We start from the raw sequence: 23,779 nt of genomic DNA, 5'->3' as shown, positions 1-23,779 counted from the left end.
CGATGCGCGAACAGGCAATCGTCGTCGGTGCGGGCGGCGCGCTCGGGCAAGCCATCGTGGCGGACCTCGTTGGTGCCGGCATCGACGTTCTCGGCATCGCCCGAAACCCGGCATCGCTCGCCGCGCTTGGCGAACGGCATGGCGACAGGTTTCGGGCCGTCATCGCCGATATGGCCGATGACGCGGCGATCGCGGCGATCGGCGCTGCGATCACCGCGCCGGTGGCCATGGTGGTCCATGCTCCGGGGGTGACGGTGGCGGGTGGCGTGCGCGCCGCGCCCACGGCGGCGCTGGTCGAGGCCTGCAATATCAAGGTCGGAGGCTTCGTTCGCCTGGTGCGGGCCGCCGAACCGAATCTGCGGCGGGGATCGCGTCTCGTCGCGATCGGGGGCCATTATGGCTTCGAGCCGACTGCCTATGCCGCGACCGCGGGCGTCGCCAATGCGGCGCTTGCCAATCTCGTGCGGCAGATGAGCTGGGCCTATGGCGAGCTCGGTGTGACGGCTCATCTCGTTGCGCCGGGGCCGGCGGATACCGACCGCCTGCACGGCATCGCCAGGGCGCGCGCCGAGAAGGAGGGCGTGAGCTTCGAAGTGATGCTCGATCGCATGCGAGCGGACTCCGCGATCGGAGCATTCACGTCGGTCGAGTCCGTGGCCTGGGCGATCGCTTTGCTTCTCGACCCACGGGCCGACGCATTCGCCGGCTCGACCATGATGCTCGATGCAGGGCGTCGCCACGCCATTCCTTGAGGAGACGAAATGCCCATTGTCGAGTTCCATCTGACCGAGGGACGGCAATCCGAAGGTGACATCGGCGCGTTGCTCGAACAGGCGACCGATTTCTATGTCCGGACGCTGTATCCTGCCGTCGATCCTCTACCTCTGGACCGCGTAAGGGCTTTCGTCTCACTGCATCGGCCGCAGCATTGGGCGACCGCAGGCGTGCTGGCGTCGGAAGGAGGAGCAGATGCGCCCTACTTCACCTGCCTGGCGCTGGCGGGAAGGCCACAGGAGCAGCTTCACACCTTGCTGCGCGGATTCACCGATCTGATCGTGGAGCACTGTCGCTGCGAACGCCGCCATGTCCGCGGGCAGGTGATCTCGATCGCGCCGGAGAACTGGTGCATCGCCGGGGAGCCCGCCAGCATGGTCCGCGCCGGCGAAACAGAACGGCGCGCCAAAGGAAGCTGAGAGTGCCGGGCACCCTGTGACAATGCGCCACGGGCGGCATCGCGGTAGGAGCGCGACGTGACGAGCTGGCAAGGCGTGTTGCGCATGGGCGCAGGGTGGTTGGTGCGGTGGCTTGAAGCCTATGGTTGCATCCATCTTCGGGCCTTTGGCGATGGCGGGGAGGCGTCGCACGGTTCGAACGACGGAGCCGTGAGGCCGAGTCCATCGGCGGGTGAGGACGTAGGCAAGCAACCGGTCGGCAGCGATGCGATCGGTCGGCGCCTCCCGTGAGACCATCGTCCATCGGCAAAATCACGATTCAAGCCGTCCGGCTGAGAGCCTTGATCGCGTCGACATGCAGGCATCACGACGAAGCGAAGCATTGGAAATCCATATATGTCTGGAACAGCACTTCTCGTTCATGCGCATTCGGAAACAGATTCGTTCGTTACGGCGATGCGCGACAGAATTGCCGGGCGCCTGGCCGCCGATGGGTGGCGGATCGCGCATTCAGACCTCTATGCAATGGGCTTCAATCCCGTCTTGTCGCCAGCGGATTTTTCTGCCCGGAAGGATTCAGGGCATCTGGTTTACGCTCTGGAGCAACGCCATGCCTACGAGACCGGCACCATCGCGTCCGATATCAGCCTCGAGATAGCCAAGATCCTGGCCGCAGACCTCGTCATCTTCACCTTTCCGCTGTTCTGGTTCGGTGTTCCCGCGATCTTGAAGGGGTGGATCGACCGGGTTTTCGTATCGGGGACGTTCTACCGGGGCCGGCATATCTACGGCTCGGGCGGCATGGCCGGGAAGCGGGCTTTCGCGGCGTTCAGCCTTGGCGGGCGCCAGCATATGTTCGGCCCCGGATCGATCCACGGTGAGCTCGTGACCGGAATGCTGCGACCTTTCCTCCAGGGCGCGCTGGGCTATGTCGGCTTCGAGGTGATCGAGCCGTTCGTTGCTTATCACGTCCCTTATCTGAGTCCCGAAGGACGCCAGGAAATTCTCGCGTCGCTTGAATCGGCTGTCGCTCGTCTGGACGAGCGCGAGCTGTTGGCGATGCCCGATCTGGCTGTCTTCGATGCGCAATTTTTGCCTTTGCCTCTCACCTGAGGAGAGCAGGGACAACTTTCGACCAAGTGATACCGAAAAGGTAACAATGCAGCGGGAAAATGGTATTTGCTCGCAACTCATGAAAGGCCTAGTCGCCTTAGTGCAAACAAGTTGACGTCCCCGGGGACTTTGATCTGGAAACGCCGATGGACCTGCAAAGGCAGGAGGCGGCCAGAGGGGCAGTCGATGCTAATTCATGAAATTCGGGCACGTCGCGCGAACGGTGTTTCGGCGCGAATAGCGGATCGGATGGTATTGAGGGAGTGGATATGGCACTTGATGGCGTACTGCGCCCTGGACATGCGCAGATCAGAGTCCTGGAACTGGACAAGGCGGTTCAATTTTACCGCGATGTTCTGGGGCTTGAGGAAACCGGTCGTGACAGTTCAGGCAGGGTTTTCCTGAAGTGCTGGGACGAGCGCGACCACCACAGCCTCATTCTGCGCGAATGCGACCGGGCGGGAATCGATAGTCTCGCCTTCAAGGTACGGGACGAAGCTACGCTTGACCGATTGAACTCAGATCTGAACGCTTATGGCGTCGCCACAGAATGGATGCCCGCCGGCGATCTGCTCGAAACCGGGCGGCGCGTGTGTTTCACGATCCCTTCAGGCCACACCATTGAACTCTATGCGACCAAGACCTCTGTCGGCAACGGCATCGGCATGGTCAATCCCGCACCGTGGCGGTTGAGCGCCGAACATGGGATCGGCCCGGTCCGGTTCGATCATGCCCTGCTTTATGGTCCCGATATCGCCAAGGTGCACGACCTGTTCGTTGAAGTGCTCGGCTTCTACCTGGTCGAGCGCGTGCTCACACCCGATGGGAACGGCAACGCAGCTATCTGGCTCTCCTGCGGACAGAAGGTCCACGATATAGCGTTTGCTGAATATCCCGAGCCCGGAAAGCTGCATCACGTCTCGTTTCTCATGGAAAGCTGGGAAAAGGTCCTGCGAGCTGGCGACATTATGTCGATGAACGAGGTTCCAGTCGATATCGGTCCGACACGCCATGGCGTGACGCGCGGCTGCACGATCTATGCTTGGGATCCGTCAGGCAATCGTTTCGAAACCTTCATGGGCGGGCATCTACCTTATCCGGACTACGAGCCTCTGACGTGGTCCTTCGATCACTTTGGTCAGGGGCTTGATTATCCTCAGCGCAAGCTTCACGAAAGCTTCCTGACAATAGTGAGTTGATAGTTTCATAATAATATGAGTGAAAAACTATAAACGCACATGCTTATTAACAATGTGAGCGATTATTAAAATTTGAGGGTATGTATAGGACATATTTCTTATTTGCAATTTACCATCTTTTACAAAAGATGGCGCGGTAGTAAAAATTTTCAAGCTTCGATTTGTAGAAAATACTCCACAAATCCTCATTGCTTAGACATTGATCATGGATGGCTTAATGTGGGTGCAATGCCCAAACTCCCTGGATGCTAGGTGGGAGTTTGGCCAATGTGGCTGTCCCGCTTCGTCAAGGACTTTCGTAATGCTGCAGACGCAGCGACCGCAGAAATGGAACTGGCCGGGACAATTAATGATGTCGCGCGCGAACTGGGATTCGAATTCGTCGCTGTTCTCCACTCGGCAAGCCTGGTCAGGCCATGTTCCCAACTCATCCGGTATGAAAATTATCCGCAGGGTTGGGATCGCCGGTTGATAGGTCGTGGCGGCAAGATCGTCGACCCCATCCTCGCGATCGCGCGTCGGCGAGCATCGAGCTTCCTTTGGGGCGATGTGCTGGCACGCGTGGTATTGTCTGGAGAGCAGCACGCCATTCTTGACGATGCGTCACGCTATGGCATCCGTCAGGGCATAACCATCCCAGTGAATGTGCCCGGCGAGCCCGAGGGGTCGGTTAATTTCGCAACGAGCAGGATTCACGACATCACTTCCGAGCGCATTCTTGTCGCGGATGTGGTGGGACGCATAGCATTTGATGCGGCGCGCCGGATCGCAGGCCTTTCGAATGGCCCAGATTTCGTTCCCCATATCGCTGACCGCGTGCGCGAATGCATCTTCTGGATCGCGCATGGCAAGACCGATCAGGACATCGCCGCCATTCTCGGCATAGGCCTCGAAACCGTCCGGACTTACGTCAAGTCGGCGTTCCGCCTGCTCAATGTGATAACCCGCGCCCAGCTCGTCTATGAGGCTTTGCGTCTCGGGTTGATCGAGTTCCTGCCGTCTATTCCCCCATTCGGGTGAATATCTCTGCCATCGGCATCCTGATCATTGTCCGGCTCCACTTCGAGGAGCTTGCCCATGATCAGACTATCCCAAGGCTACGATCTCGCCGACATCTATGACACCGGAATGTTCGAGGACCGGCGATTGCTGTTCGTCGATACGATGGGCTGGGATGTGCCCGTGTCGCACGGCCGCTTCGAGATCGACCAGTTCGACGGACCCGACGCGGTTTATATCGCGGACCTCGATGACAGCGGTCATCATCAAGGATCGATGCGTCTCCTGCCTTCGACACGGCCGCACATTCTCGGCGATCTGTTTTCCGGGCTGTGCGATCGCGCCGTCCCGCGCGCCGCCGACATCTTCGAGATCACCCGGCTTTGCCTGCCGTCACGGCTTGGGGCCGGGGAACGGCTGCGTGTGCGCAACCGCCTGCGTGGCGACAACTACGATGGCCGGTTGAGCGGCAACTATGATGGCCGGTAGGATCGGTTGTCTGGGCTGATCGTAGGGAGGGGCGTAGCCCCGACCGGAGAGCGGACCAGACAACCGGTAGCGATCTTTTTCCCCTTCTTTCGGGGGGGCTGATCGGGGCTGTGGCGGGCGGTGGTATCGGAACACTCATCGAACAACGAGCGATGGGTTTGCGATGCCGGGCCACCACATTTCCGATCAGCAGGTATTTCTCTTCATGACCCATCGTCGCCAACACACCCAGGCCGTCGCGGCTGCCAAGGCCGGTATCAGCGAGCGCAGCGCACGCCGGATCGAGAACGATCCGCAGCTTCCGTCCCAGAAGAAGAAGGAGCGCCACTGGCGCACCCGCGCCGATCCGCTCGAGCCATTCTGGCCACGCGTCGAGGAGTTGCTCCAGATCGACGGTATCATTGCCGTCACGGTCTTCGAGACGCTCCAGGACGAGTTCGGCGAGGATGCTGTTCCCGATGCGATACGACGAACACTTGAACGCCGGATCGCCCGCTGGCGGGCACTGCACGGCGGCGAGAAGGAGATCTTCTTCCCGCAGCATCATGAGCCCGGTCGGCAGGGCCTGTCGGATTTCACGGTATGCGACAGTCTCAAGGTCACCGTTGCCGGCGAGACCCTGGCCTATCGCCTTTACCACTTCCGCTTGGCGGCGAGTGGCTGGGAGCATGCGGCTGTCGTGCTGGGCGGGGAGAGCTTTGCCGCCCTTTCGGAGCACCTGCAGGATGCCTTGTGGAAGCTGGGCGGCGCGCCGGCCGAACACCGCAGCGATTCCCTGTCAGCCGCCTACAAAAACCTCGACGCCGATGCGCAGCGGGATTTTACCCGAAGCTATGACGAGCTGTGCCGTCATTACGGCATGCTCGCTACCCGCAACAACCGCGGCGAGGCGCACGAGAACGGATCGATCGAAGGTCCCCATGCCCATCTCAAGCGACGGCTCGATCAGGCCTTACGCCGGCGGGGAAGCCGCGATTTCGTCAGCATCGAGGCCTGGCGCGAGTTCGTTGAGGCGCAGGTCGCCAGACAGAACCGGCGGCATGCTGCGCACATCGATGCAGAACGCAGGGTACTCAAGGCGCTGCCCGCAAGGCGAACCACCGATTTCGCCATGGTCACCGTCGATGTCACCCGCAACGGCACCGTCGCCATCGATCGGGTTACCTATTCGGTGCCTTCCCGCCTCGTCGGACGGCGCCTCAACGCGCATCTCTTTGACGATCGCATTGAGCTCTTCCTCGGTCCGGACAGGGTAATGTCCACGCCGCGCGTGCGGATCAGCCATCCCCACCGGGGGCACAGCATCGATTTCCGGCACATGATCGGTAACCTGCGCCGCAAGCCTGGTGCGCTGCGCAACCTCGTCTACCGCGAAGCCCTGTTCCCCGATCACGCCTACCGGCGGGCCTGGCAAGCCTTCGATGCCCAACTCGATGGACGGCAGGCCTGCCGCGATGCCGTCGCGCTGCTCGATATCGCCGCCGGGGCGACTGTGTCGACGTGCTGGCCCGGCGGATCGATGAGGCACTCGACAGAGGGCGCTTGCCCGATGTCGATGCGCTCAGGGACGAGTTCCTGCCAACCGCAAGATCGCAGCGCGATGTCACTATCCCGCCTCCCGATCTGCACAGCTACAACAGCTTGATCGCCAGCGGGGAGGTGTACTGATGACCCGCACCAAGGACCAGGCCGCCGCCGTGCTGCCTACCCTGCTCAAGGCCTTGCGCCTGCCGAGTATCAACCGCAACTGGAAGCGCCTCACCGACACCGCCGATCGCGATGGCTGGCCGGCCGCCAACCTGCTGGCCTCGCTTCTCGAGATCGAGATGGCCGATCGCTCCTCCCGGCGCATCCAGCGCCATCGCGACCAGTCCGGCTTGCCCGCAGGCAAGACCTTCGCCACCTTCGATTTCGACGCAGCCCCCGGCATCCGCAAACCGCACCTCTTGTCCCTCGCCGCCGGTGACGACTGGATCGAGAGCGGCGGCAACCTGCTGCTGTTCGGCCAGAGCGGGACCGGCAAGACGCACGCAGTTGCTGCCATTGGTCATGCCCTCATCGACACGGGGCGGCGCGTCCTGTTCTGCTCCACCACCGACATGGTCCAGAAGCTCCAGTCCGCGCGCCGCGACCTCAGCCTACCCGCCATGCTCGACAAGCTCGACAAGTTCGATCTCATCGTGCTCGACGATCTGTCCTACGTCCGCAAGGACCAGGTCGAGACCAGCGCCTTGTTCGAGCTCATCGCCCACCGCTACGAACGCCACTCGCTCGCCATTACCGCCAACCAGCCATTTTCGGCATGGGACAACGTCTTCCCTGATCCCGCTATGACTGTCGCCGCGATCGACCGCCTCGTGCACCACTCGATCATCATCGAGATGAACGGCGAAAGCTACCGCAAACGTTCCGCCGTCGCCCGTATCAACGCCGGCGATTACGACCCGCCGAATGGCGCCCGGACCGGCCATCATAATTGTCGCTGGCTTCGCGCTCGGGAGCACCCTTGCTGAGGCAACGGGTAATTGTCGCCAGCGGCAATTACATGCCAACCATCCCATGCGCTTCAGACCCTCGCTTCCGGCCAGCGTCAGCGACAATTACCCAGCGTCGTAATTGTCGCTCGACGGTTGCTCCCCGCAACAGCAAATGGTAGCCAGAATTCACCAACCGGCGCGGCCACCTATCGGCCATCATAATTGACGCCGACCGGACTCCGTAATCGTCGCGCTACAACCGCCTGATCACCGCCATGGTCGATCACGCGCTGGGCGAAGGAATCCGGACCCTGACCGGGGTGGTTCGGTCGGGCTTTCGCGAGGCGGTGCTGGCGATGGGCTGGGATGCCTCGCCGCTTGGGCCGGTTCGCACGATCGGCGGTATGACGCTCGGCGCCTTTCGCATCGAGATCGATGCCGACACGCCCGCACGCCTTGCGCGCACCGGCATTTACGCTCCCGTGGCCAAGTTCGCCGCGGTCGCTGCGTGAGGAGGATGGCAATGACGCACCTCATCACGCACCACGCAGCCGATTTGCTGAGCCAGGGCTACACCGTCGTTCGCGGCGCGGTGTCCGCCTCGCTTGCCGAAGCGCTCAACGCGGACCTTGATCGTTGCTTTTCCGAGACGCCGTTCTGCGATGGCGATTTCTATGGTCGGCGCACCAAGCGGTTCGGCAGCCTGCTGACGCGATCTGCGCTCGCCGCGCAATTTGTCCAACACCCCGTCGCGCTTGGGCTTGCCGAACATGCGTTGGGATCGTTCTGCGACCGCATCGCGCTCAACCTGACCCAGGGCGTCGAAATCCACGAAGGCGCGCTCGCGCAATATCCGCACCGCGACGAGGACATGTGGGCCGGACCCAGGGGCGAGATCGAATACCTGATCAACGTCATCTGGCCCTTGACCCCGTTCACCGCCGAGAACGGCGGCACCCGGATCTGGCCGGGGAGCAACCAGTATCTGGGTGAGCCGCAGGCGGAAGATCGGGCCATCGTTCCCGAACTCGAGCCGGGGGACATGCTCGCCTTCCTCGGCAGCACGCTCCACGGCGGCGGCGCCAACCGGACCCCGACGCCCCGGCGCGGGCTGATCGTCAGCTACAGCCTTGGATGGCTCAAGCCCTTCGAACTGCAATGGCTGGTCTACCCGCCCGAGATCGCGCGGACCTTCTCGCCGGAACTCGCGGCACTGATCGGCTATGCCCAGCACCGGCCCAATCTCGGCAATGTCGAGGGACAAGACCCCTCGGTGCTGCTCTATGGCAAGCCGGCCGCGCATCAAGCCGCAATCGACGCGCTACGCGACGATCAGGCCGAGGCGCTACGCGGCTATGTCGCGGAGCAGCAGGCGGCGAGGGCAGGGGCTTCGCAGCCCTGACGACAGGAGACGGGAGCCTGCGTCGTGGCCATCGCCGGCGGCGACTGGCGCGACGCGGGCTCCTACGCCCGGCTCCTGGGCGGAGACCGGCGCTGCTTTGCCTGGGAGTGGTTGCGGCGGACCCCGGCCTATGTCGCAGCCTGGCGCGAGCGGCAGGCGCCTTCTCCTTTCGGCCTGATCGCGTTTTCGGATCCTGACGACGACGCGTTGACAGCGCGGCCAATCTGGAGCCGCGGGATCGATGCCGGCGTTTTGCAGGGCAGCGTAGTTTCCGGCGATGGCGATGATGGCGGTGTGGATCGGTTCGACTTCAGGCGACTTGACCCATTGCTGACAGTGCTGCCGGGCGAGAGGGACCGAGCCCATATTCTCATCTCGGACGGTCTGCGCTCGATCCGCATCGATTTGCTGGGTAATGGCGGCTTGCGTGAGCCTCTGGCGCTTGCCTGGCGCATTGCGGGCGTGACCTGCGCCGATCCGCAGATCACGGCGTTGACGCAGTTTGTCGCCCTGGCGCGACACGGCCGCTTTTCCCGGACCCTGCATCCCGTCGAACGGCGCGCGGCGCGGTGGACGCAAATGCTGCGCGTTCATGATGCGATAGCGGTCGGAGTTTCGACGCGTGAGATCGTTGCCGGGTTGTTCGGCGTCGATACGCTTCAGCCGCGGTGGCGCACCGATGCCGCATCCTGGCGACTGCGAGTGCAGCGGCTTGCGCGCGGGGCCGGGCGCTGTCTGGCGATGGGGCCGGGTGGATGGCTCGGCGGCGGGCCGGTTTAGGCCGGTGCCGGAGGATATGGGTTTGGCGTCAGGCGCTCGTGCGCTGGCGCATCCTTGCCGCGGTATCGGGATGCAGCATTTCCCAGGTCTCGACGCCCAGCGCTTCGGCGAGATTGCCGAGCTTGTCGATCGAGATTGCGTATTTCTCGTTTTCCAGATCGCTGATGTAGCTGCGGTCGATGCCCGATTTCACCGCAAGTTCTTCCTGCGCGATCTTTCGAACTTCGCGCAATGCTTTCAAGTTTCCGGCTACGATTTTGCGATCCCTGGTCATTGTGCGCCATTGTGGACGCCGCAGATATTTCCGCTGTCGGGAATACCCTACAGAAGCGGAGGTTGACCCCTCGCGCCGTGGGCGCGACCGCGCTCTATTCCGCTAGGCGCCTTCGCCGCCAAGCTCCACCGGGCCGGCTTTGCCGTCCCGGCCAAAGGTGACGATCGCTGGGGCAGCCGGACAGGGCGTCCGGCAATGTGGAATCGCGCGGGGGCCGCGCGATGGGGGACCGTGCGCGAGACGATCCCATGCGCCCCCTTCGCCGTCTCACAGCATCCCTGGCGTGCCGCACGGATTTTCATCGGCAAGGAGTTGCGTCGGAGGAAAGCTGCGCTAGCCGGAACGGGGCCGGCGGCGTTTGTCTGCCTTGCGGCAGCGCCAGCCCCGTTCCGGCAAGCTCCGCGTAAATCCTCCTCCCGTGCCTCTTGCCGACAAGAAATCCGCGCGGCCCTGGGGATCCTGCGAGGACGGCTCCGGGTGCGATGGGATCGGGGCAAGCCCCGCGCCCGGCCCCTGGTAGACGCGGTATCGGTCGCACGGGCGGCCGATGCGTTCTTGTCGTTTGCTGGCGCGCTGGTCGCGCGCCCCGGGGATGCTCGGACTCTCCAGTTGCGATGGATTTCTGTCAATAAAACAATGCGATAGAATGGATTTTTCCAATCCTGTATAAGTATAACTGTCGGAGGGAAAGAGAACGTCCGCTGACATCGACACAAAACCGACAGGCAAGGAGTAAAGACGATGAACATTGGTGAAATGATCCGCAGCGATACCGGCATGGTTTCTGGCTATATCGCCGAAGCGGGGTTCGACTTCGAGAATGTCTATTTCGAGAAGGTGACTTCCGACAATCCGCGTGCGCCGCTGTTCAACCTGATGAGCAAGAGCCCGCGCGGTCGCGGGGTGCGGCTGGGTTCGATCTGGGAACGGGCATCGCGCGAGACCGGCGAAGTCTATTTCGGCGGCTACATCGACACGGCGCAGTCGGGTTATGTGCCCATCCGCCTGTTCCGGTCGCGGCAGGATACGAGCGTCTGGAATATCGTGCGCAAGACCGCGCAGCGGCGGCGCGAGGTGGACGGTATCGACCTGCCCGATGATATGGGCACCTCGGGCGATGACCACGGCTATTCCGATACCCTGAACTGATCCGATCCGGGGGAGCGGTTAGCCGCTTCCCCGACCCTTTCCCACAATTGCCAGAAGGAGCCTTCGCCATGACGAAGGAGACTGCGCGCCGCGCGCGCGGGAGCGATGCCGCGCGTTCGCATGAATCCCGTGCCAGCCTTTACGACGAGGTGACCGCCCGGATCGTCGGCGAACTGGAAGCGGGCCGCTTCCCGTGGGTGCAGCCTTGGGGCCATGGCGGCACCGTCAATCCCGGCTTGCCGCGCAATGCGCTTACCGCCCGCAATTATTCGGGTGTGAACGTGCTGATATTGTGGGGCGCGGTGATCGAACATGGCTGGCCCTCGCAAAGCTGGCTCACGTTCCGGCAGGCGCTCGAAGCCGGGGGCAATGTCCGCAAGGGCGAAAAGGGCGTGACCGTGGTTTATGCCGACCGCTTCACCCCCGAAGCGGAGAAGGAACGGGCGCGCCAGACCGGCGAGGACGCCAAGGCCATTCCTTTCCTCAAACGCTTTACCGTGTTCAATCTGGCGCAGTGCGAAGGCTTGCGACCCGGCCTTGCCGCCGATCCCGCGCCGCTGCCAACACGCGAAATCGTGCCCTTGGCCGAAGACGTCATTGCCGCATCGGGCGTGGATTTCCGCATCGGCGGGAACAAGGCGTTCTATGTGCCAAGCGCAGACTATGTGCAGGTGCCGCCACAACCGGCGTTCTTCGATCAGGTCAATTTCTACCGGACGGCGCTGCACGAACTCTGTCATGCCAGCGGCCATCATTCCCGGCTCGCTCGCAATCTTCTCAACCCGTTCGGCAGCAAGGATTACGCCCGCGAGGAACTGATTGCCGAAATGGGATCGGCCTTCCTGTGCGCGGCGCTCGGCATCGTGCCGACCGTGCGCCATGCCGATTATCTGGGCACGTGGCTCGCCGTGCTGCGCGAGGACAACCGCGCGATCTTTCGCGCAGCGAGCGCCGCTAGCAAGGCCGCCGACTGGCTTTTGACCCGCCACGGCGAGGCGAAAGCCGCCGCGCTGGCCGAAGGCGGGAGGCTGGCGGCATGATCCTGCTTCCTCCCGACCTGCGCGCCTTGCTGCGCGCCAACGACGAAGCTCGGCGCGTCGCCGCGCTGGTCGAAACCCGCGAACCCGATCCCGCGCCCGTGGTCAAATTCTTCAACCCGCTGGGCGCGGCGACATGGCTGGCAAGCGAGCTTTACGAGGATGGCGACACCTTGTTCGGGCTGGCCGATCTGGGCTTCGGTTGCCCCGAACTGGGCGTGTTCAGCCTCCATGAAATCGCTTCGGTTCGCTTGCCGTTCGGGCTGGGCATCGAGCGCGACCTGACCTTTGCGAGCGACACCCCGCTATCGGTTTGGGCCGATGCGGCCCGCGCCGCAGGTTCCATTTCCCAAGCCGAAACCCAGCTTTGCCGCCTTGCGGCGCACCCCATTCCGCACCCCGGCGACGACCGGGACGGATGACGCGGGCGGGCGTTTCCCGCCGATGAAAAGCCGGTCCGCCATCCCGGAAAGAGCGACGGACCGGCACCTTAGAAAGGTAGTGCCATGAGACTGGAATTCATCGAGCTTGGCAAGCTGTCGGTCAGCAAGGCCAACATGCGCTATGCCAAGAAGGCCCCGGACGTGTCCGACATTCTGCCGACCGTGCGCAAGCGCGGCGTTATCGTGCCGGTGCTGGTCCGCCCTAACTGCGCCGAAGGCGCGTTCGAGATCGTCGCGGGCGCACGGCGTTTCACCGCTGCCAGCATCGTCGCCGACGAGCGCCGCGCGGGCGGCCTCGACGTCGAGGCGATGCCCTGCGCGATCCTCGACGATGGCGACGATGCCGACGCCATCGAGGCTTCGCTGATCGAGAACACCGCCCGGCTCGACGCCGACGAGGTGACGCGCTGGGAAACCTTCACCCGGCTGGTTCGCGAAGGGCGCGGCATCGCCGACCTGTCGGCGACCTTCGGCCTCCCCGAACTCGCGGTGAAGCGCATCCTCGCGCTCGGCAACCTGATACCGCGCATCCGCACCCTCTACCGCGACGGCGAAATCGACGCGGCGACCGTCCGTCATCTGACCATGGCCAGCAAGAGCCAGCAGCGCGCCTGGCTGGCGCTCTACGATGATCCCGACGGCTATGTCCCGACCGGCCACCAGCTCAAGGCATGGCTGTTATGCCGAGCTCGGCATAATAGCCATTATGCCGACCGCGTAATTATGCCGATGATGTCGTGCCAATCGGCTTTGTGCGCGGAATCTGGCTCGCGTTGATCGGTATAATCGCGGCTTCCCGGGATCAGGTGCTGCCGGCCATAGCAAGCATGGCGAGGAGCTCGTCGGATGGTGGTCTGAACCGGCCTGGCGTAACGCCTGGCGGTGCGTGGGCGGCGAGGATCGCGAGCTTCTCGACCGGATCGGCGCGCAAATAGACTTCGGTGCTGCGAAGCGAAGCGTGTCCCAGCCATAGCGATACCTTCCGAATATCGCCGGTCGCCGTCAGAGTGTGGGCGGCGCAGCTGTGACGCAGGACATGCGGCGTGACCCGCTTCGAGAGCAGGGACGGGCATGACAATGCCGCTTGGCGGACGTGCTTTGCGACCATCAGCGCCAAGCCGTCGCGGCTCAACGGCTCGCCTGCTCGGCTTAGGAATAGTGTCGGTTCGCTCGTCGCACCGCGGGCGCCCAGCCAGCCTCGCAATGCTTGCTGGGTCTCGCGCCATAGCGGCAGGACGCGCTCCCGGCGCCCCTTTCCGTGAATCCGGACCGTCGCCAGCGAGGCGGGCGGAAATGCGGTCATCTGCAGGCCGAGCAGTTCGGATGCGCGCAGTCCGCAAGCATAGGCGATGTGAAGCATCGCCCGATCGCGCAATCCACAATAGCTACGGCCATCGGGCGCTGCGAGAAGCGCCCGAACCTCTTCGATCGTCAGGGCATCGACGAGCCGCGTCGCGGTCCGCTTGCGGGGCAGCGCGTGGATGCGCAGTGCCTGATCGAGGCAGGCTGGAACCTTGTATTCGATATAGCGGAAGAAGGATCGCACCGCGGCGAGACGGGCGTTACGGGTGGAAACGCTGTTGCGTCGCTCCTCCTCGACATGATCCAGGAAGGCCAGGATGAGATCGGGGCCGAGATCTTCGACCTGAAGGTCGATCGGTCGGCATCGTCGGCGGTCGGCCGCGAACCGGACCAGTAATGTGAAACTGTGGGCGTAGCCTGCGACCGTATGAGTGCTGGCGCTGCGATGCCGGGGCAGATGATCGACCAGATAATCGGTGAGATGAGGAGCGAGCGCGGTCATCGTGCGCCTCCCAGGAAGCGGACTTCGTTGGCCGCGGCGATAGTGCGCATCAGCACCGGGGTGGCTTCGAGATACCAATAGGTGTGCAAGATGCTGCTATGGCCCAGATAGTCGCGAAGGGCCGTCATGTGACGGCGCACCGCATCGTAATCGTGGGCGCAGGCCTCAAGCGATCGGACGGCGAAACTGTGCCGAAGATCATGCAGCCGCGGGCCGGGCGTGCCGACCGGGCCACGGATGCCAAGCTCCCGGGCCAGGCCAATGAACACTTTGCGGACGGTCGACCTGTCCGGTGCCCGTCCTGTGCTGATGATGAATAGATCATCGCTGATCGAAAACACTCGGTTGCGCCGGTTGAGATATGCCTCGATGGCGTCCCGTGTTGTCGAGTGGATGGGCAGCAGCCGACTGCCGCCGCCCTTGCTTCGGCGAACAAGCAGTCCCTCGCCGGTGAGGTCGGAGCGCTGCAAAGCGAGCGCCTCTGACACCCGCATGCCCGTTACGGCCAGCAGGCCGAACAGGCAGTGATAGGTGTAGCCGTTGATCGTCCTGTCCGGCGGGGTCAATGCAGCCGATATAATCGCCGCAATCTGCTCGCGTTGGAGCAGATGCGGCGCCGGCCTCGGGCGTCGGCGGCACCCGAACGCGCCGATCGGTGGTGCGGCGTGGCCTGGATCTTCTGCTCGTAGAAACAGCGAAAAGCGGCGCAGCACGTTGTACTTGGCCCGAGCGCGCTCGGGCGAGCACGCCTGACTGCACCACTCGTGAATCCGCTCGATGGTGACGTGACTGTCGCCGTGTTCCCCAGCGTAGCGCGCGAACAATGTGAGGGTGTGCTCGCCCTCTTCGAACCCGACCCCAAGCTTGTGGCGATAGTCGACATAGCGTTCGACGTGGTGGATCAGCATGACGCACCTCCAATCCAGGGCTGCGCCACCTCGCCCAACATGGCGAAATCGACCTTCGCGTAGATCGCGGTCGTATCCGGCTTGGAATGCCGCAGGACGGTGCCAATCGCCTCCAGCGTGGAGCCTTCACGCAGCATCGATGTGGCGAGCGAGTGACGAAACACATGCGAACCGGTCGGGATGCCGGTAAGGCCGGCACGTTCGACCGCCTTGCCGATTATCCAGCAGATGATGCTGGGGCCTGCGAACGGCTGATATGGCGCCTTCAGGTTCAGAAAAAGATGGTTGCTCGCGACTGTTGGTCGAGCCTGTTCGATATAGGCGAGGGTCGCTTCCCCGGCATCCTGGGGAGCGGAAGCCGCACAGCGCGCGCAGACTTGCCGGAAACGCGGACCGTTCCCTGATCCCAGTCAATATCGTTGAGCTGCATTGCCACGAGATCGCCAGCGCGCAGTCCGAGACGCGCCAGCAATAACAGCAGGGCGCGGTTACGAAGGCCGGTTGGCGTTGATATATCGCAAGCTGCGACAATCTGCTCGATGGATGCTCGATCGATGAAACGGGGAACCTGGGTGGCCGCGCGCTTGGGCCCGATGCTAAGGGCCGCAAGGCGATCAGGCGGACACTCCCTCGTGCAATCAGAAAGCGGACAAAGGACCGCAAGGTGCTCACCGTACGATCGATGGCCCCCTTCGAGCGGCTCGGATCCTGGTCGAGCAGGATCGATCGGAGCGCTTCGGCCGAGCATGTTACGCCTTCACCGCAGATGCTGTCGTACCACCGCTTCACCTCCCGCAGGTTCCGTTTAATCCCAGCGGTTGGAAGCCCGCGGGCGGTTGCGAGCCAATGACTATAGGCCGTCAGGCGTTCATCCAGCTCGGGCTCGCTTGCGGTGGATGCAATGGCGCCGTGGCCGACGAGATACGCGAGGAACTTGGAGGCATGTCGGCGGCGTACGGCGATAGCGGTATCGCCAGGGCGACCGCGCATCGCGCGTGGACATGAGCACTCGTGACCGGCAAAATGCTCGATGACGCTGCGGTCGATCTGGCCCCAATAGGCGTTGCGGCCGACCCAGTAAGCAAAGTGCCGCGCGTCAAACATCATGCGCCGAACAACCTTGGCGACGTAGCCTTGGCCATTGAGGTGGGCGGCATATGGCGCAAAATACGATGCGACATCACGCGGGCAACGAGCCGGTATTACGCCCCGCTGCTCGAGCAAATGCACGAACATCCGTATCATGGTCATATAGTATGGATCGCGATTAGGCTGAGTCCGGTATCGACGACAGCGACACCGATGCTTGCCGAACCGTTCCAGCACCGCATTGTCGACGTCCGCCAAGGCGATCTTGCGGAGCTTCAGCCAGAATAGCAGATGCCGGGCGGCAAAGCCGTGGCGGCGGTTCGAACTGCCGGCGTAAGGTGCCTCGAACTCTGCGACAAGCGCATCGAGCGACATCGACGTAGCCGACTCGAGCGGCTCGTAATCGAATAGTGAGATCGTGCTGTGCATATATCCTCCCTCGGTTGTGGGAGGACAGGATTATCCCGAGCGTGCCGCCGACAGATGTACGGAAAACGGCGCTTCGCTATGGTGTGCTCGGCATAATTACGCGGTCGGCATAATGGCTGTTCGGCGGGCAGTCGATCCCGGTCAAACACGCCCTGTTCAATTGCGAGGGCATAGGCGGAATCGTCGCCGACCTGTTCGGCGAGGACCGCTATTTTGCCGATGTGGACAGCTTCTGGACCGCGCAGAATGCGGCCATCGAAGCGCGCCGCGAAGACTATCTCGAAGCGGGCTGGAGCGATGTGGTGATCGTGCCGCCGACCGAACATTTCTCGACCTGGGAATATCAGAAGGCCCCCAAGCGCAAGGGCGGGCGCGTCTATATCGACGTGCGCGGCAATGGCGAGGTGACCTTCCACGAAGGCTATGTGACCGGCAAGGAAGCCCGCCGCCTTGAACGCGGCGAGGCGCTGGACACGGGCCGCAAAGCGCCCCGGCCCGAAGTGACCGGCACGATGCAGACCTATCTTGACCTGCATCGCCATGCCGCCGTGCGCGCCGCGCTGACCGGCAAGCCCGGCATTGCGCTGCGCTTGATGGTCGCCCATGCCATCGCCGGTTCGCACCTGTGGACCGTCAAGCCCGAGCCGCAAACCACGCGCAACGATGGGATTCGCGAGAGCGTCGAGACGTGCCGGGCCGAAGCCGATTTCGACGTCAAGCGGCGGGAAGTTCTGGCGCTTCTGCACTTCTCACCCGAGGAACCGACCGTTCTTGGCGGGAATGGCGATGCCTATGGTTTGGTAGGCATCTTTCTCGCCTTGCTTCCCCTGTCCGATCATGCGGTGATGGACATCATTGCCGTGGTCATGGGCGAGAGCCTTGCGGCGGGCAGCGCTGCCGTCGAGGTGGTGGGGCAGGAAATCGGCGTCGATATGACCTGTTACTGGCAGGCCGACGATGCGTTCTTCGAGTTGATCCGCGACCGGGAAGTGTTGACCGCCCTTGTCGCCGAAGTGGCGGGAGCGACCGTCGCCACGGCCAATGCTGGCGAGAAATCGAAGACCCTGAAAACCATCGTGCGCAACCACCTTGCCGGGGCCGAGGGCCGCGCCAAGGTGGATGGCTGGGTGCCTCGCTGGATGGCGTTTCCGCCCGCCGCCTACACCCCGCGCAGCGGCGTTGGCACCGTGGACAAGGCCGGACTGGTGGCGGCGGCGCGGCAGGACATCGACACCGCCGAGCCGTCCGGGCCGGAGCCGAGCGGCCCCGCCGCGATGGCGCTGGCGGCGTGAATCCCGAGGGGATGGCGGCATGTCCGCCATCCCCGTTTCATGGAGGGTATCATGGCTTCCGAATGCCCCAGCTACCGCCTCGAACAGCAATATCCGCACCGCCAGAAGCATAGCACCATCTGGTCTGAATATGGCGTCTACCGTTCGTTCGAGCGCGCCCGCGCCAAGGCGGCATTGCTCGATAGGCCCTGCCGGATCACCGAATGCCGCGTCGTCTGGCGCTCGGTCGCGCTGCGCTAGCGCGCCGCTTCTCCCCAAATCCCGAAAGGAATTTCACCATGGCCGACCGCGTGTCCGCATCCATCACCATCGGCGGCAATCTGCCCGCCATCCTCCTGCCCGGTTTGCTCGCCGCCATCGAACGCGAGGGGCTTTCGACCGATTGGGACGGCGAACCCTTCGCCGCCGACCAGCTTCCCCATGCCGAACCGCTCGTGCTGATGGCGCACGAAGTGGCGTGGGGCTGTTTCACCGAACTCGAAGCGTTTTGCACCAAGCATGGCCTGCGCTTCGCGCGCTGGTCCGGGGCCTATGCCGGACAATGGAGCGCGGAACGCACGGTCTTCACTGGCGACGGCGAGCCGCAATCCTATGCCGCCGACGAAGACGATTATATCCTCATCGGGCGCTGCACGGTCGAGCGCCTGGGCAGCATGGCAGCGATCCGCGCGCATTTCGACGCGGCGGATTTTACCGTTCCGCCGCTGGTGATCGTCGCCCATGAACAGGAGGCGGCGCATGGCTGACATGTGGACACAGGGCAGTTTCGCCATTCGTTGCAGCGCCGCCGAGGCGGCACTGCTGACCGAGGCGATCAATGCCGCGCATGATATTTGCGCCGCACTTGATCGCGATCCACCGGGCGCGGATTTGTTGGCGGCGTTTCCGCCGAGCGATCCCGGCGATCCGTGGAGCGGCTTCATACAGGCATTTCCCGACCCGGTATTTCCCTGCGTCGGAGGCGATTTCTGGAGCGAAGCGCTGCCCGATGAGCCGGGATATTGCGCGGTATCCTTCGCCAGCATGGACGATTTCGATCCCGCCGCCGTGGCCATGCTGATCCAGCGATGTTGCGTCGAAACGCTGCGGGCGGGGCCGGTTGGCTTCGAGTGGGCGGCGACCTGCTCCAAGCCCCGGATAGGCGAATTTGGCGGCGGATGGTGCGCCGTCTTCGCCGACCGTATCGAGATCGAAACTACCGGCGAAGCGCTGTCGCAGGCGCTGGATGGCGGGATTTGACCTGAACCTTTCGCCCGCGCGCCAACGCCGTTCCGGCGTGGCGCGCGGGCGACGTTTGACGGCAAACGTCCGGCATGACAGCGTGCCTTATGGCTCCTGAAAATCATCCATCAGGCAAATGGTGGCGGCGCGGGACGCGCAGCCGCTACCACAGTTACTATCATCCAGCGACCAACCGGCAGGGCAGATTGCTGTTCTGCCTGATCGCCATGCTGGGTCTTGCGGCGCTCGGCTTCACCGCATTCCATATGCTGCGCCAGCACGCCCTGTCGCACGACGACCGCGTGCTGGGAACGATCGGCATCGCCTGCGTACTGCTGGGGGTTTGGCAGATACGCACATTGTCGCGATAGCCCGTTGGGGCCGCTACGATATGCCTGACCCGCGCTTGCCGATGACCTGCCGGGTCTTGCCGCACAGGCCGCAAACGTCTTGCGTCCAGCCAAATCCCCGCCGCACCGCCAGTTCGTTGAGCGCGATGCCCACCGAACTTTCGTCAACATCGGCGAGCCGCTCTGTCAGGCATCCTGAACAAGCGGGCGCGGGCGACAACCGCTCCACCAATCGCCGAATCTGATTGAGAATCACCGTCATCATTACCCCGCCGCCCCGCTCTAACGATTGCGGCGGGCCAGTGTAAACGCGCATCGCTGTGCAGATATTGCGCGCCCGAAACACCGGAATTCCGGTCAGGGGACACGAAAACGCGCCGGTCGATCTTCGAGCCTCTGCCAGTGCCGGTCGGACCGGCATGTTCCGACGCCAGACGCGGCCTCCCGCCGCCCTTTGGAACAGATACAGTCATGGCAGACGACACAGATCGCGCGAGCGCCGCACGACGCGGCAGTCCCTATCTCAACGCGCAGCAGGCAGCCCATTTCCTGCAGATGTCTGCGCGCACGCTCCAGCGTCTACGCGCCAAGGGCGAAGGACCAGTGGTGCGCCGCCATGCGCGCATGGTGCTCTATCATATCGACGATCTCCTGGCCTGGTCGCGCGCACGGGAAGACGCCCGGGCGAAGGGGGCAGAGTCGTGAGCGGCCAGCGCACGCGCGGCGGTGACCTGCCGCTTCTCGCATGGGGTGAAGACCTGCGCCGCCGCAAGGTAGAGCGTCGCCGATTGCGCCGCTGCGCGGCGCTGGTCGGCGGGGGTGTGGGCGCGGTCTTGCTGTCCATCGTCCTGCCGCCCATGCCGCTTCTTGTTTGGAACGCCAGCGCCAGCGCGCCAGTCGGGCTCTACGCGGTGAGCCACACCATGGGGCCGCATCGTGGCGATATGGTCATCGCGCGGGTGCCCTTGGCGGTGCGCGAACTGGCGGCATCGCGCCGCTACATTCCCGCCAATGTCCCCTTGGTGAAGCATGTCGGCGCGGTGCCGGGCGATACCGTTTGCGCTTTCGGCAACGTCATCACCATCGAGCGGGTGCCGGCCGCGGTGCGCTATGATTTTGATTGGCGCGGGCGGACCATGCCGCGTTGGTTCGGGTGCCGATTGCTTCGTCAGGGAGACGTGTTCCTGCTGTCGCCCGCCGCGCCCGGTTCGTTTGACGGGCGCTATTTCGGGGTTACTTCAAGCGCCGATGTCGTCGGTATCGCGAGGCCGCTATGGCTGCGCTGAAAGGCATTCTTGCGCTCGCCATGACCGTCGTTGGCGTCCGGGCGAGTGCTGTCGTGCGATCCGATGCCGTCTCGCAGTGGACGCCCTATATTGCCGAAGCATCGGCCCGTTTCGGCATCCCGGCGCCATGGATCGAGCGTGTCATGCGCGCGGAAAGCGGGGGGCATACCACGCTGAACGGACGTGCCATTCGCTCGCGTGTCGGCGCTATGGGGCTGATGCAGTTGATGCCCGCGACCTGGGCGGCGATGCGCGATACCTATCGCCTCGGTTCCAATCCCGACGATCCGCACGACAACATTATCGCGGGCACCGCCTATCTTCGGCTGATGGCGGATCGTTTCGGCTATCCCGGCCTGTTCGCCGCCTACAACGCCGGGCCGGGGCGCTATGCTGCTTATCTCGCCGGGAGATCGCACCTTCCCGGCGAAACCATCGCCTATATCGGCGGCATCACCGGCCATGCCCGGATGACCCCGGCGACCGTCGCCGCCAGCCCGCGCGAGCTGCTGTTCGTGCTGCGGCGCGACCTTGGCGACGCACCACGAACTGTTCCGGATAAGGCGCAGAACGACCCGATGTTTGCGATCAAACGGAGCGATCCGTGATGCCGTTGGACCGGGTTTTCGCGGCATTTGAGCAGCGTGAAGCCCCGGTTTCGTTGGCAGCTTTCTGCCCGGATTTTGCCCGACAGCGGCGGCGTGATCTGCGTGCTGCGGGCCTAGATATGGAGCCGGGAATGGCGAAATCAGGGGGAGGGGAGGTTGTGCAAGATAAAGGCAGTGCCTCTGGGGCACTGCTAATGCTCTGTCTGCACATCGTTTTTTCCGGAGGCTGTGCCTTGGAGACCGGAGGCGGGCGGTTCTGGGTGGATGGTGCTGCTGATTGGGCGCCCGGCCGGTGAGCAACGACGAGGAGTTCACGCCGAAGCTCGGCAAGCCTGGGTCGCGCGGCAAGGGCAAGGCCCGCAAATATGTCGGGACGGTGGTCGCGGCCTCGGCCCGTCTCGGTGGCGCGATGGGAAAGCGATCGGCGCGCTTCGACGGGTCTCGTATCGGGCGGGGCGCGAGCATGGGACGAGTGCTGTCGGGACGCGATCGGCTTGCCGGCTATCGCAGCCGGCGCGTCGTCACCAAGATGAGCTACCGGAAACTTGGCGCGAACGGACTTCAGGCCGCGCGCGTCCATCTACAATATCTCCAGCGTGGCGGCGTCGATCGGGATGGCGGGAAGGGGCAGCTCTATTCGGCGGGCGAGGATGGAGTGGATGGACGGGCGTTTCTCGAACGTAGCGTCGGTGACGAACGCCAGTTCCGCTTCATCGTCTCTGCCGAGGACGGCGATCAATATGCCGACCTCAAATCGCTGACCCGGCGGCTGATGGCGCAGATGGAGCAGGATCTGGGTACCCGGCTCGACTGGGTGGCGGTCGATCATCACGACACCGGCCATCCCCATACCCATATCGTGTTGCGCGGGCGCGATGATCGCGGCGGCAATCTCATCATTGCCCGCGAATATGTAAGTCACGGCCTGCGCCAGCGCGCGATCGACCTCGTCAATCTCGACCTGGGGCCGCGCACCACGCTCGAGATCGAGGAACGCTTGCGCCATGACATCGGCGCCGAGAGGGCGACGGCGATCGACCGCCGCATGATCCGCGAGATGGACGAGCATCGCGAGATCGGTCAGTCGATGCGTGATCCCTTTCAGCAGGCGCTTCGCATTGGCCGCCTGCGCAAGCTCGAGGAGATGGGCCTTGCCGAGGAGGTTGGCGGCGGCCGATGGCGGTTGGCCGATGGGCTGGAGGACACACTGCGCCGGGTCGGCGAACGCGGCGACGTGATCCGCACGATGCAACGCGAGATGACCGCCCGCAACCGCGCCGGCGTCGAGCAGCATGTGTTCGATCCCGCCGAAGGCTCTGCGATCGTCGGACGCGTGGTTGCGCGCGGGCTCTCCGACGAGCTCAATGATCGGCACTTTCTGCTGGTCGATGGCGTCGATGGCCGCAGTCATTATGTCGACATCGGACGCGGCGATGCGATCGGACCGACGCCTGAAGGGTCTATCGTGCGGATCGAGGCCGCCCGCGGCAGCGTGCGGGATGCCGATCGGACCGTCGCGGAAATCGCGGCCGCGAACGAGGGGCGATATTCGGTCGATCTGCACCTGCGCCATGACCCGTCGGCGAGCGAAGCCTTTGCCCAAACCCATGTGCGGCGACTGGAGGCAATCCGGCGGCTCACCGGCGGCGTCGAATGCCAGCCCGATGGAAGCTGGGAAATCGCCACCGATCATCTGGCCCGCATCGAAGCCTATGAGGCAAGGCTGGCGCGTGCCCGGCCGGTCACGGTCGAGATGCTTTCGACCATGCCGATCGACAAACTCATCGCAGCGGGTGCTGCAACCTGGCTCGATCGGCGGGTCGCGGGTGAGGATGCGATGCCGGTTCGCGATGCGGGATTTGGGCGCGAGGTCCGGCAGGCGGAAGGCCAGCGGCGGCAATGGTTGGTCGAGCAGGGGCTGGCCGAGGAACAGGATACCGGCATCCGGCTGCGCACCGATGCCCTTGCAGTCCTGCGACGGCGGGAACTGCTGCGGGTTGCGGGGCAGCTCTCCGACGAACTGGGCCTGGCGTTCGTGGAAACGAAGGCAGGCGGGCGGATCGAGGGCACGCTCAGGCGGCAGGTCGATATGCTTGGCGGACGTTATGCGCTGGTCGAGAAATCGCGCGAGTTTACGCTGGTGCCCTGGCGGCCGGCGCTGGAGCGGCAGATTGGCAAGCCCGTCGCCGGCATCATGCGCGGCGACGGTATGAGCTGGACATTCGGGCGAGGGAGGGGAGGACCGTCGATTTCGTGAG

The 23,779-nt window shown here is 63.8% G+C and carries 29 protein-coding genes and 2 pseudogenes; 25 read left to right on the top strand and 6 right to left on the bottom strand.

Annotated elements, in window-relative coordinates; genetic code table 11:
- The first annotated feature begins 2 nt into the window (after positions 1 to 2).
- From AC2S9W_RS16925 to AC2S9W_RS16875, 11 genes and pseudogenes are all read left to right on the top strand, one after another.
- The gene (locus AC2S9W_RS16925; protein ID WP_449328129.1) at positions 3 to 752 is read left to right on the top strand and encodes an SDR family oxidoreductase; all 750 of its coding nucleotides are present in this window, start codon (positions 3 to 5) and stop codon (positions 750 to 752) included.
- Between the two features lie 9 nt (positions 753 to 761).
- Positions 762 to 1,193: a tautomerase family protein gene (locus tag AC2S9W_RS16920; protein WP_486571314.1), complete on the top strand. Its 432-nt coding sequence runs from the start codon at positions 762 to 764 to the stop codon at positions 1,191 to 1,193.
- A 375-nt stretch (positions 1,194 to 1,568) separates the two neighbouring features.
- Entirely contained in the window at positions 1,569 to 2,285 is a 717-nt protein-coding gene (locus tag AC2S9W_RS16915) for an NAD(P)H-dependent oxidoreductase (RefSeq protein WP_449328131.1), read from the top strand.
- Positions 2,286 to 2,554: 269 nt separating this feature from the next.
- Positions 2,555 to 3,484, top strand: coding sequence for a catechol 2,3-dioxygenase (locus AC2S9W_RS16910; RefSeq protein WP_449328132.1), 930 nt, complete (start codon positions 2,555 to 2,557; stop codon positions 3,482 to 3,484).
- A 267-nt stretch (positions 3,485 to 3,751) separates the two neighbouring features.
- Positions 3,752 to 4,504 carry a LuxR family transcriptional regulator gene (locus tag AC2S9W_RS16905; RefSeq protein WP_449328133.1) on the top strand — a complete coding sequence of 251 codons (753 nt, stop codon included), beginning with the start codon at positions 3,752 to 3,754 and terminating at the stop codon, positions 4,502 to 4,504.
- 57 nt (positions 4,505 to 4,561) lie between these two features.
- Complete coding sequence (locus AC2S9W_RS16900) at positions 4,562 to 4,972, top strand: acyl-homoserine-lactone synthase (RefSeq protein ID WP_486571313.1); 411 nt, start codon at positions 4,562 to 4,564, stop codon at positions 4,970 to 4,972.
- 163 nt (positions 4,973 to 5,135) lie between these two features.
- Positions 5,136 to 6,640, top strand: a pseudogene (istA, locus tag AC2S9W_RS16895) (IS21 family transposase).
- Positions 6,640 to 7,485 carry an IS21-like element helper ATPase IstB gene (gene istB / locus AC2S9W_RS16890; protein WP_486571312.1) on the top strand — a complete coding sequence of 282 codons (846 nt, stop codon included), beginning with the start codon at positions 6,640 to 6,642 and terminating at the stop codon, positions 7,483 to 7,485. The pseudogene istA and the gene istB overlap by 1 nt, the downstream one beginning before the upstream one ends.
- 239 nt (positions 7,486 to 7,724) lie before the next feature.
- Positions 7,725 to 7,961 (top strand): hypothetical protein, encoded by a 237-nt coding sequence (locus AC2S9W_RS16885; RefSeq protein WP_486571311.1) that lies wholly within the window; start codon positions 7,725 to 7,727, stop codon positions 7,959 to 7,961.
- 11 nt (positions 7,962 to 7,972) lie between these two features.
- Positions 7,973 to 8,851 (top strand): phytanoyl-CoA dioxygenase family protein, encoded by an 879-nt coding sequence (locus AC2S9W_RS16880; RefSeq protein ID WP_449328135.1) that lies wholly within the window; start codon positions 7,973 to 7,975, stop codon positions 8,849 to 8,851.
- Between the two features lie 24 nt (positions 8,852 to 8,875).
- The gene (locus tag AC2S9W_RS16875; RefSeq protein ID WP_449328136.1) at positions 8,876 to 9,631 is read left to right on the top strand and encodes a DNA -binding domain-containing protein; all 756 of its coding nucleotides are present in this window, start codon (positions 8,876 to 8,878) and stop codon (positions 9,629 to 9,631) included.
- A gap of 28 nt (positions 9,632 to 9,659) precedes the next feature.
- Here AC2S9W_RS16875 and AC2S9W_RS16870 read toward each other — a convergent pair whose 3' ends face one another.
- On the bottom strand, positions 9,660 to 9,905 hold the full coding sequence (locus AC2S9W_RS16870; protein ID WP_486571310.1) for a helix-turn-helix domain-containing protein: 246 nt from the start codon (positions 9,903 to 9,905) through the stop codon (positions 9,660 to 9,662).
- Positions 9,906 to 10,646: 741 nt separating this feature from the next.
- Here AC2S9W_RS16870 and AC2S9W_RS16865 point away from each other — a divergent pair.
- The 4 genes and pseudogenes from AC2S9W_RS16865 to AC2S9W_RS16850 all read left to right on the top strand — a co-directional run.
- Positions 10,647 to 11,054 carry a DUF736 family protein gene (locus AC2S9W_RS16865; RefSeq protein ID WP_449328138.1) on the top strand — a complete coding sequence of 136 codons (408 nt, stop codon included), beginning with the start codon at positions 10,647 to 10,649 and terminating at the stop codon, positions 11,052 to 11,054.
- 68 nt (positions 11,055 to 11,122) lie between these two features.
- A complete protein-coding gene (locus AC2S9W_RS16860) occupies positions 11,123 to 12,094 on the top strand; it encodes an ArdC family protein (protein ID WP_486571309.1) in 972 nt (323 codons plus the stop codon).
- On the top strand, positions 12,091 to 12,513 hold the full coding sequence (locus AC2S9W_RS16855) for a DUF2958 domain-containing protein (RefSeq protein ID WP_449328140.1): 423 nt from the start codon (positions 12,091 to 12,093) through the stop codon (positions 12,511 to 12,513). The genes AC2S9W_RS16860 and AC2S9W_RS16855 overlap by 4 nt, the downstream gene beginning before the upstream one ends.
- 84 nt (positions 12,514 to 12,597) lie before the next feature.
- Positions 12,598 to 13,212: pseudogene (locus tag AC2S9W_RS16850) on the top strand (ParB/RepB/Spo0J family partition protein); the annotation flags it as partial.
- Between the two features lie 124 nt (positions 13,213 to 13,336).
- Here AC2S9W_RS16850 and AC2S9W_RS16845 read toward each other — a convergent pair.
- From AC2S9W_RS16845 to AC2S9W_RS16830, 4 genes are all read right to left on the bottom strand, one after another.
- Complete coding sequence (locus AC2S9W_RS16845) at positions 13,337 to 14,338, bottom strand: tyrosine-type recombinase/integrase (protein ID WP_486571308.1); 1,002 nt, start codon at positions 14,336 to 14,338, stop codon at positions 13,337 to 13,339.
- Positions 14,335 to 15,246, bottom strand: coding sequence for a tyrosine-type recombinase/integrase (locus AC2S9W_RS16840; RefSeq protein WP_475283338.1), 912 nt, complete (start codon positions 15,244 to 15,246; stop codon positions 14,335 to 14,337). The genes AC2S9W_RS16845 and AC2S9W_RS16840 overlap by 4 nt, the downstream gene beginning before the upstream one ends.
- Positions 15,240 to 15,410: a tyrosine-type recombinase/integrase gene (locus AC2S9W_RS16835; RefSeq protein ID WP_486570909.1), complete on the bottom strand. Its 171-nt coding sequence runs from the start codon at positions 15,408 to 15,410 to the stop codon at positions 15,240 to 15,242. The genes AC2S9W_RS16840 and AC2S9W_RS16835 overlap by 7 nt, the downstream gene beginning before the upstream one ends.
- A gap of 107 nt (positions 15,411 to 15,517) precedes the next feature.
- On the bottom strand, positions 15,518 to 15,994 hold the full coding sequence (locus tag AC2S9W_RS16830; RefSeq protein ID WP_486570908.1) for a tyrosine-type recombinase/integrase: 477 nt from the start codon (positions 15,992 to 15,994) through the stop codon (positions 15,518 to 15,520).
- Positions 15,995 to 16,257: 263 nt separating this feature from the next.
- Here AC2S9W_RS16830 and AC2S9W_RS16825 point away from each other — a divergent pair, with 263 nt between their 5' ends.
- The 6 genes from AC2S9W_RS16825 to AC2S9W_RS16800 all read left to right on the top strand — a co-directional run bounded on the left by AC2S9W_RS16825 (position 16,258) and on the right by AC2S9W_RS16800 (position 19,648).
- Positions 16,258 to 16,623, top strand: coding sequence for a hypothetical protein (locus AC2S9W_RS16825; RefSeq protein ID WP_486570907.1), 366 nt, complete (start codon positions 16,258 to 16,260; stop codon positions 16,621 to 16,623).
- A gap of 362 nt (positions 16,624 to 16,985) precedes the next feature.
- Positions 16,986 to 18,056: a chromosome partitioning protein ParB gene (locus AC2S9W_RS16820; protein WP_486571307.1), complete on the top strand. Its 1,071-nt coding sequence runs from the start codon at positions 16,986 to 16,988 to the stop codon at positions 18,054 to 18,056.
- Positions 18,057 to 18,107: 51 nt separating this feature from the next.
- Entirely contained in the window at positions 18,108 to 18,296 is a 189-nt protein-coding gene (locus AC2S9W_RS16815) for a hypothetical protein (RefSeq protein WP_449328142.1), read from the top strand.
- 38 nt (positions 18,297 to 18,334) lie between these two features.
- Entirely contained in the window at positions 18,335 to 18,802 is a 468-nt protein-coding gene (locus AC2S9W_RS16810) for a hypothetical protein (protein ID WP_449328143.1), read from the top strand.
- On the top strand, positions 18,795 to 19,295 hold the full coding sequence (locus tag AC2S9W_RS16805; RefSeq protein WP_449328144.1) for a hypothetical protein: 501 nt from the start codon (positions 18,795 to 18,797) through the stop codon (positions 19,293 to 19,295). The genes AC2S9W_RS16810 and AC2S9W_RS16805 overlap by 8 nt, the downstream gene beginning before the upstream one ends.
- 89 nt (positions 19,296 to 19,384) lie before the next feature.
- A complete protein-coding gene (locus AC2S9W_RS16800) occupies positions 19,385 to 19,648 on the top strand; it encodes a hypothetical protein (protein WP_449328145.1) in 264 nt (87 codons plus the stop codon).
- A gap of 13 nt (positions 19,649 to 19,661) precedes the next feature.
- Here AC2S9W_RS16800 and AC2S9W_RS16795 read toward each other — a convergent pair whose 3' ends face one another.
- Entirely contained in the window at positions 19,662 to 19,892 is a 231-nt protein-coding gene (locus tag AC2S9W_RS16795) for a hypothetical protein (protein WP_449328146.1), read from the bottom strand.
- Positions 19,893 to 20,098: 206 nt separating this feature from the next.
- Here AC2S9W_RS16795 and AC2S9W_RS16790 point away from each other — a divergent pair, with 206 nt between their 5' ends.
- From AC2S9W_RS16790 to rlxS, 4 genes are all read left to right on the top strand, one after another.
- The gene (locus AC2S9W_RS16790; RefSeq protein WP_449328147.1) at positions 20,099 to 20,332 is read left to right on the top strand and encodes a helix-turn-helix domain-containing protein; all 234 of its coding nucleotides are present in this window, start codon (positions 20,099 to 20,101) and stop codon (positions 20,330 to 20,332) included.
- A complete protein-coding gene (locus AC2S9W_RS16785; protein ID WP_449328148.1) occupies positions 20,329 to 20,913 on the top strand; it encodes a S26 family signal peptidase in 585 nt (194 codons plus the stop codon). Before AC2S9W_RS16790 ends, AC2S9W_RS16785 begins: the two co-directional genes overlap by 4 nt.
- Positions 20,901 to 21,521 carry a lytic transglycosylase domain-containing protein gene (locus tag AC2S9W_RS16780; RefSeq protein WP_449328149.1) on the top strand — a complete coding sequence of 207 codons (621 nt, stop codon included), beginning with the start codon at positions 20,901 to 20,903 and terminating at the stop codon, positions 21,519 to 21,521. The genes AC2S9W_RS16785 and AC2S9W_RS16780 overlap by 13 nt, the downstream gene beginning before the upstream one ends.
- Before the next feature lie 292 nt (positions 21,522 to 21,813).
- The gene (gene rlxS, locus AC2S9W_RS16775) at positions 21,814 to 23,778 is read left to right on the top strand and encodes a relaxase/mobilization nuclease RlxS (RefSeq protein ID WP_449328150.1); all 1,965 of its coding nucleotides are present in this window, start codon (positions 21,814 to 21,816) and stop codon (positions 23,776 to 23,778) included.
- The last annotated feature ends 1 nt before the right edge of the window (position 23,779 follow it).

The sequence above is a fragment of the Sphingopyxis sp. 550B genome (assembly GCF_057401805.1).
The sequence above is the reverse complement of the archived record's forward strand: the minus strand, read 5'-3'. Positions and strand labels throughout refer to the sequence as shown.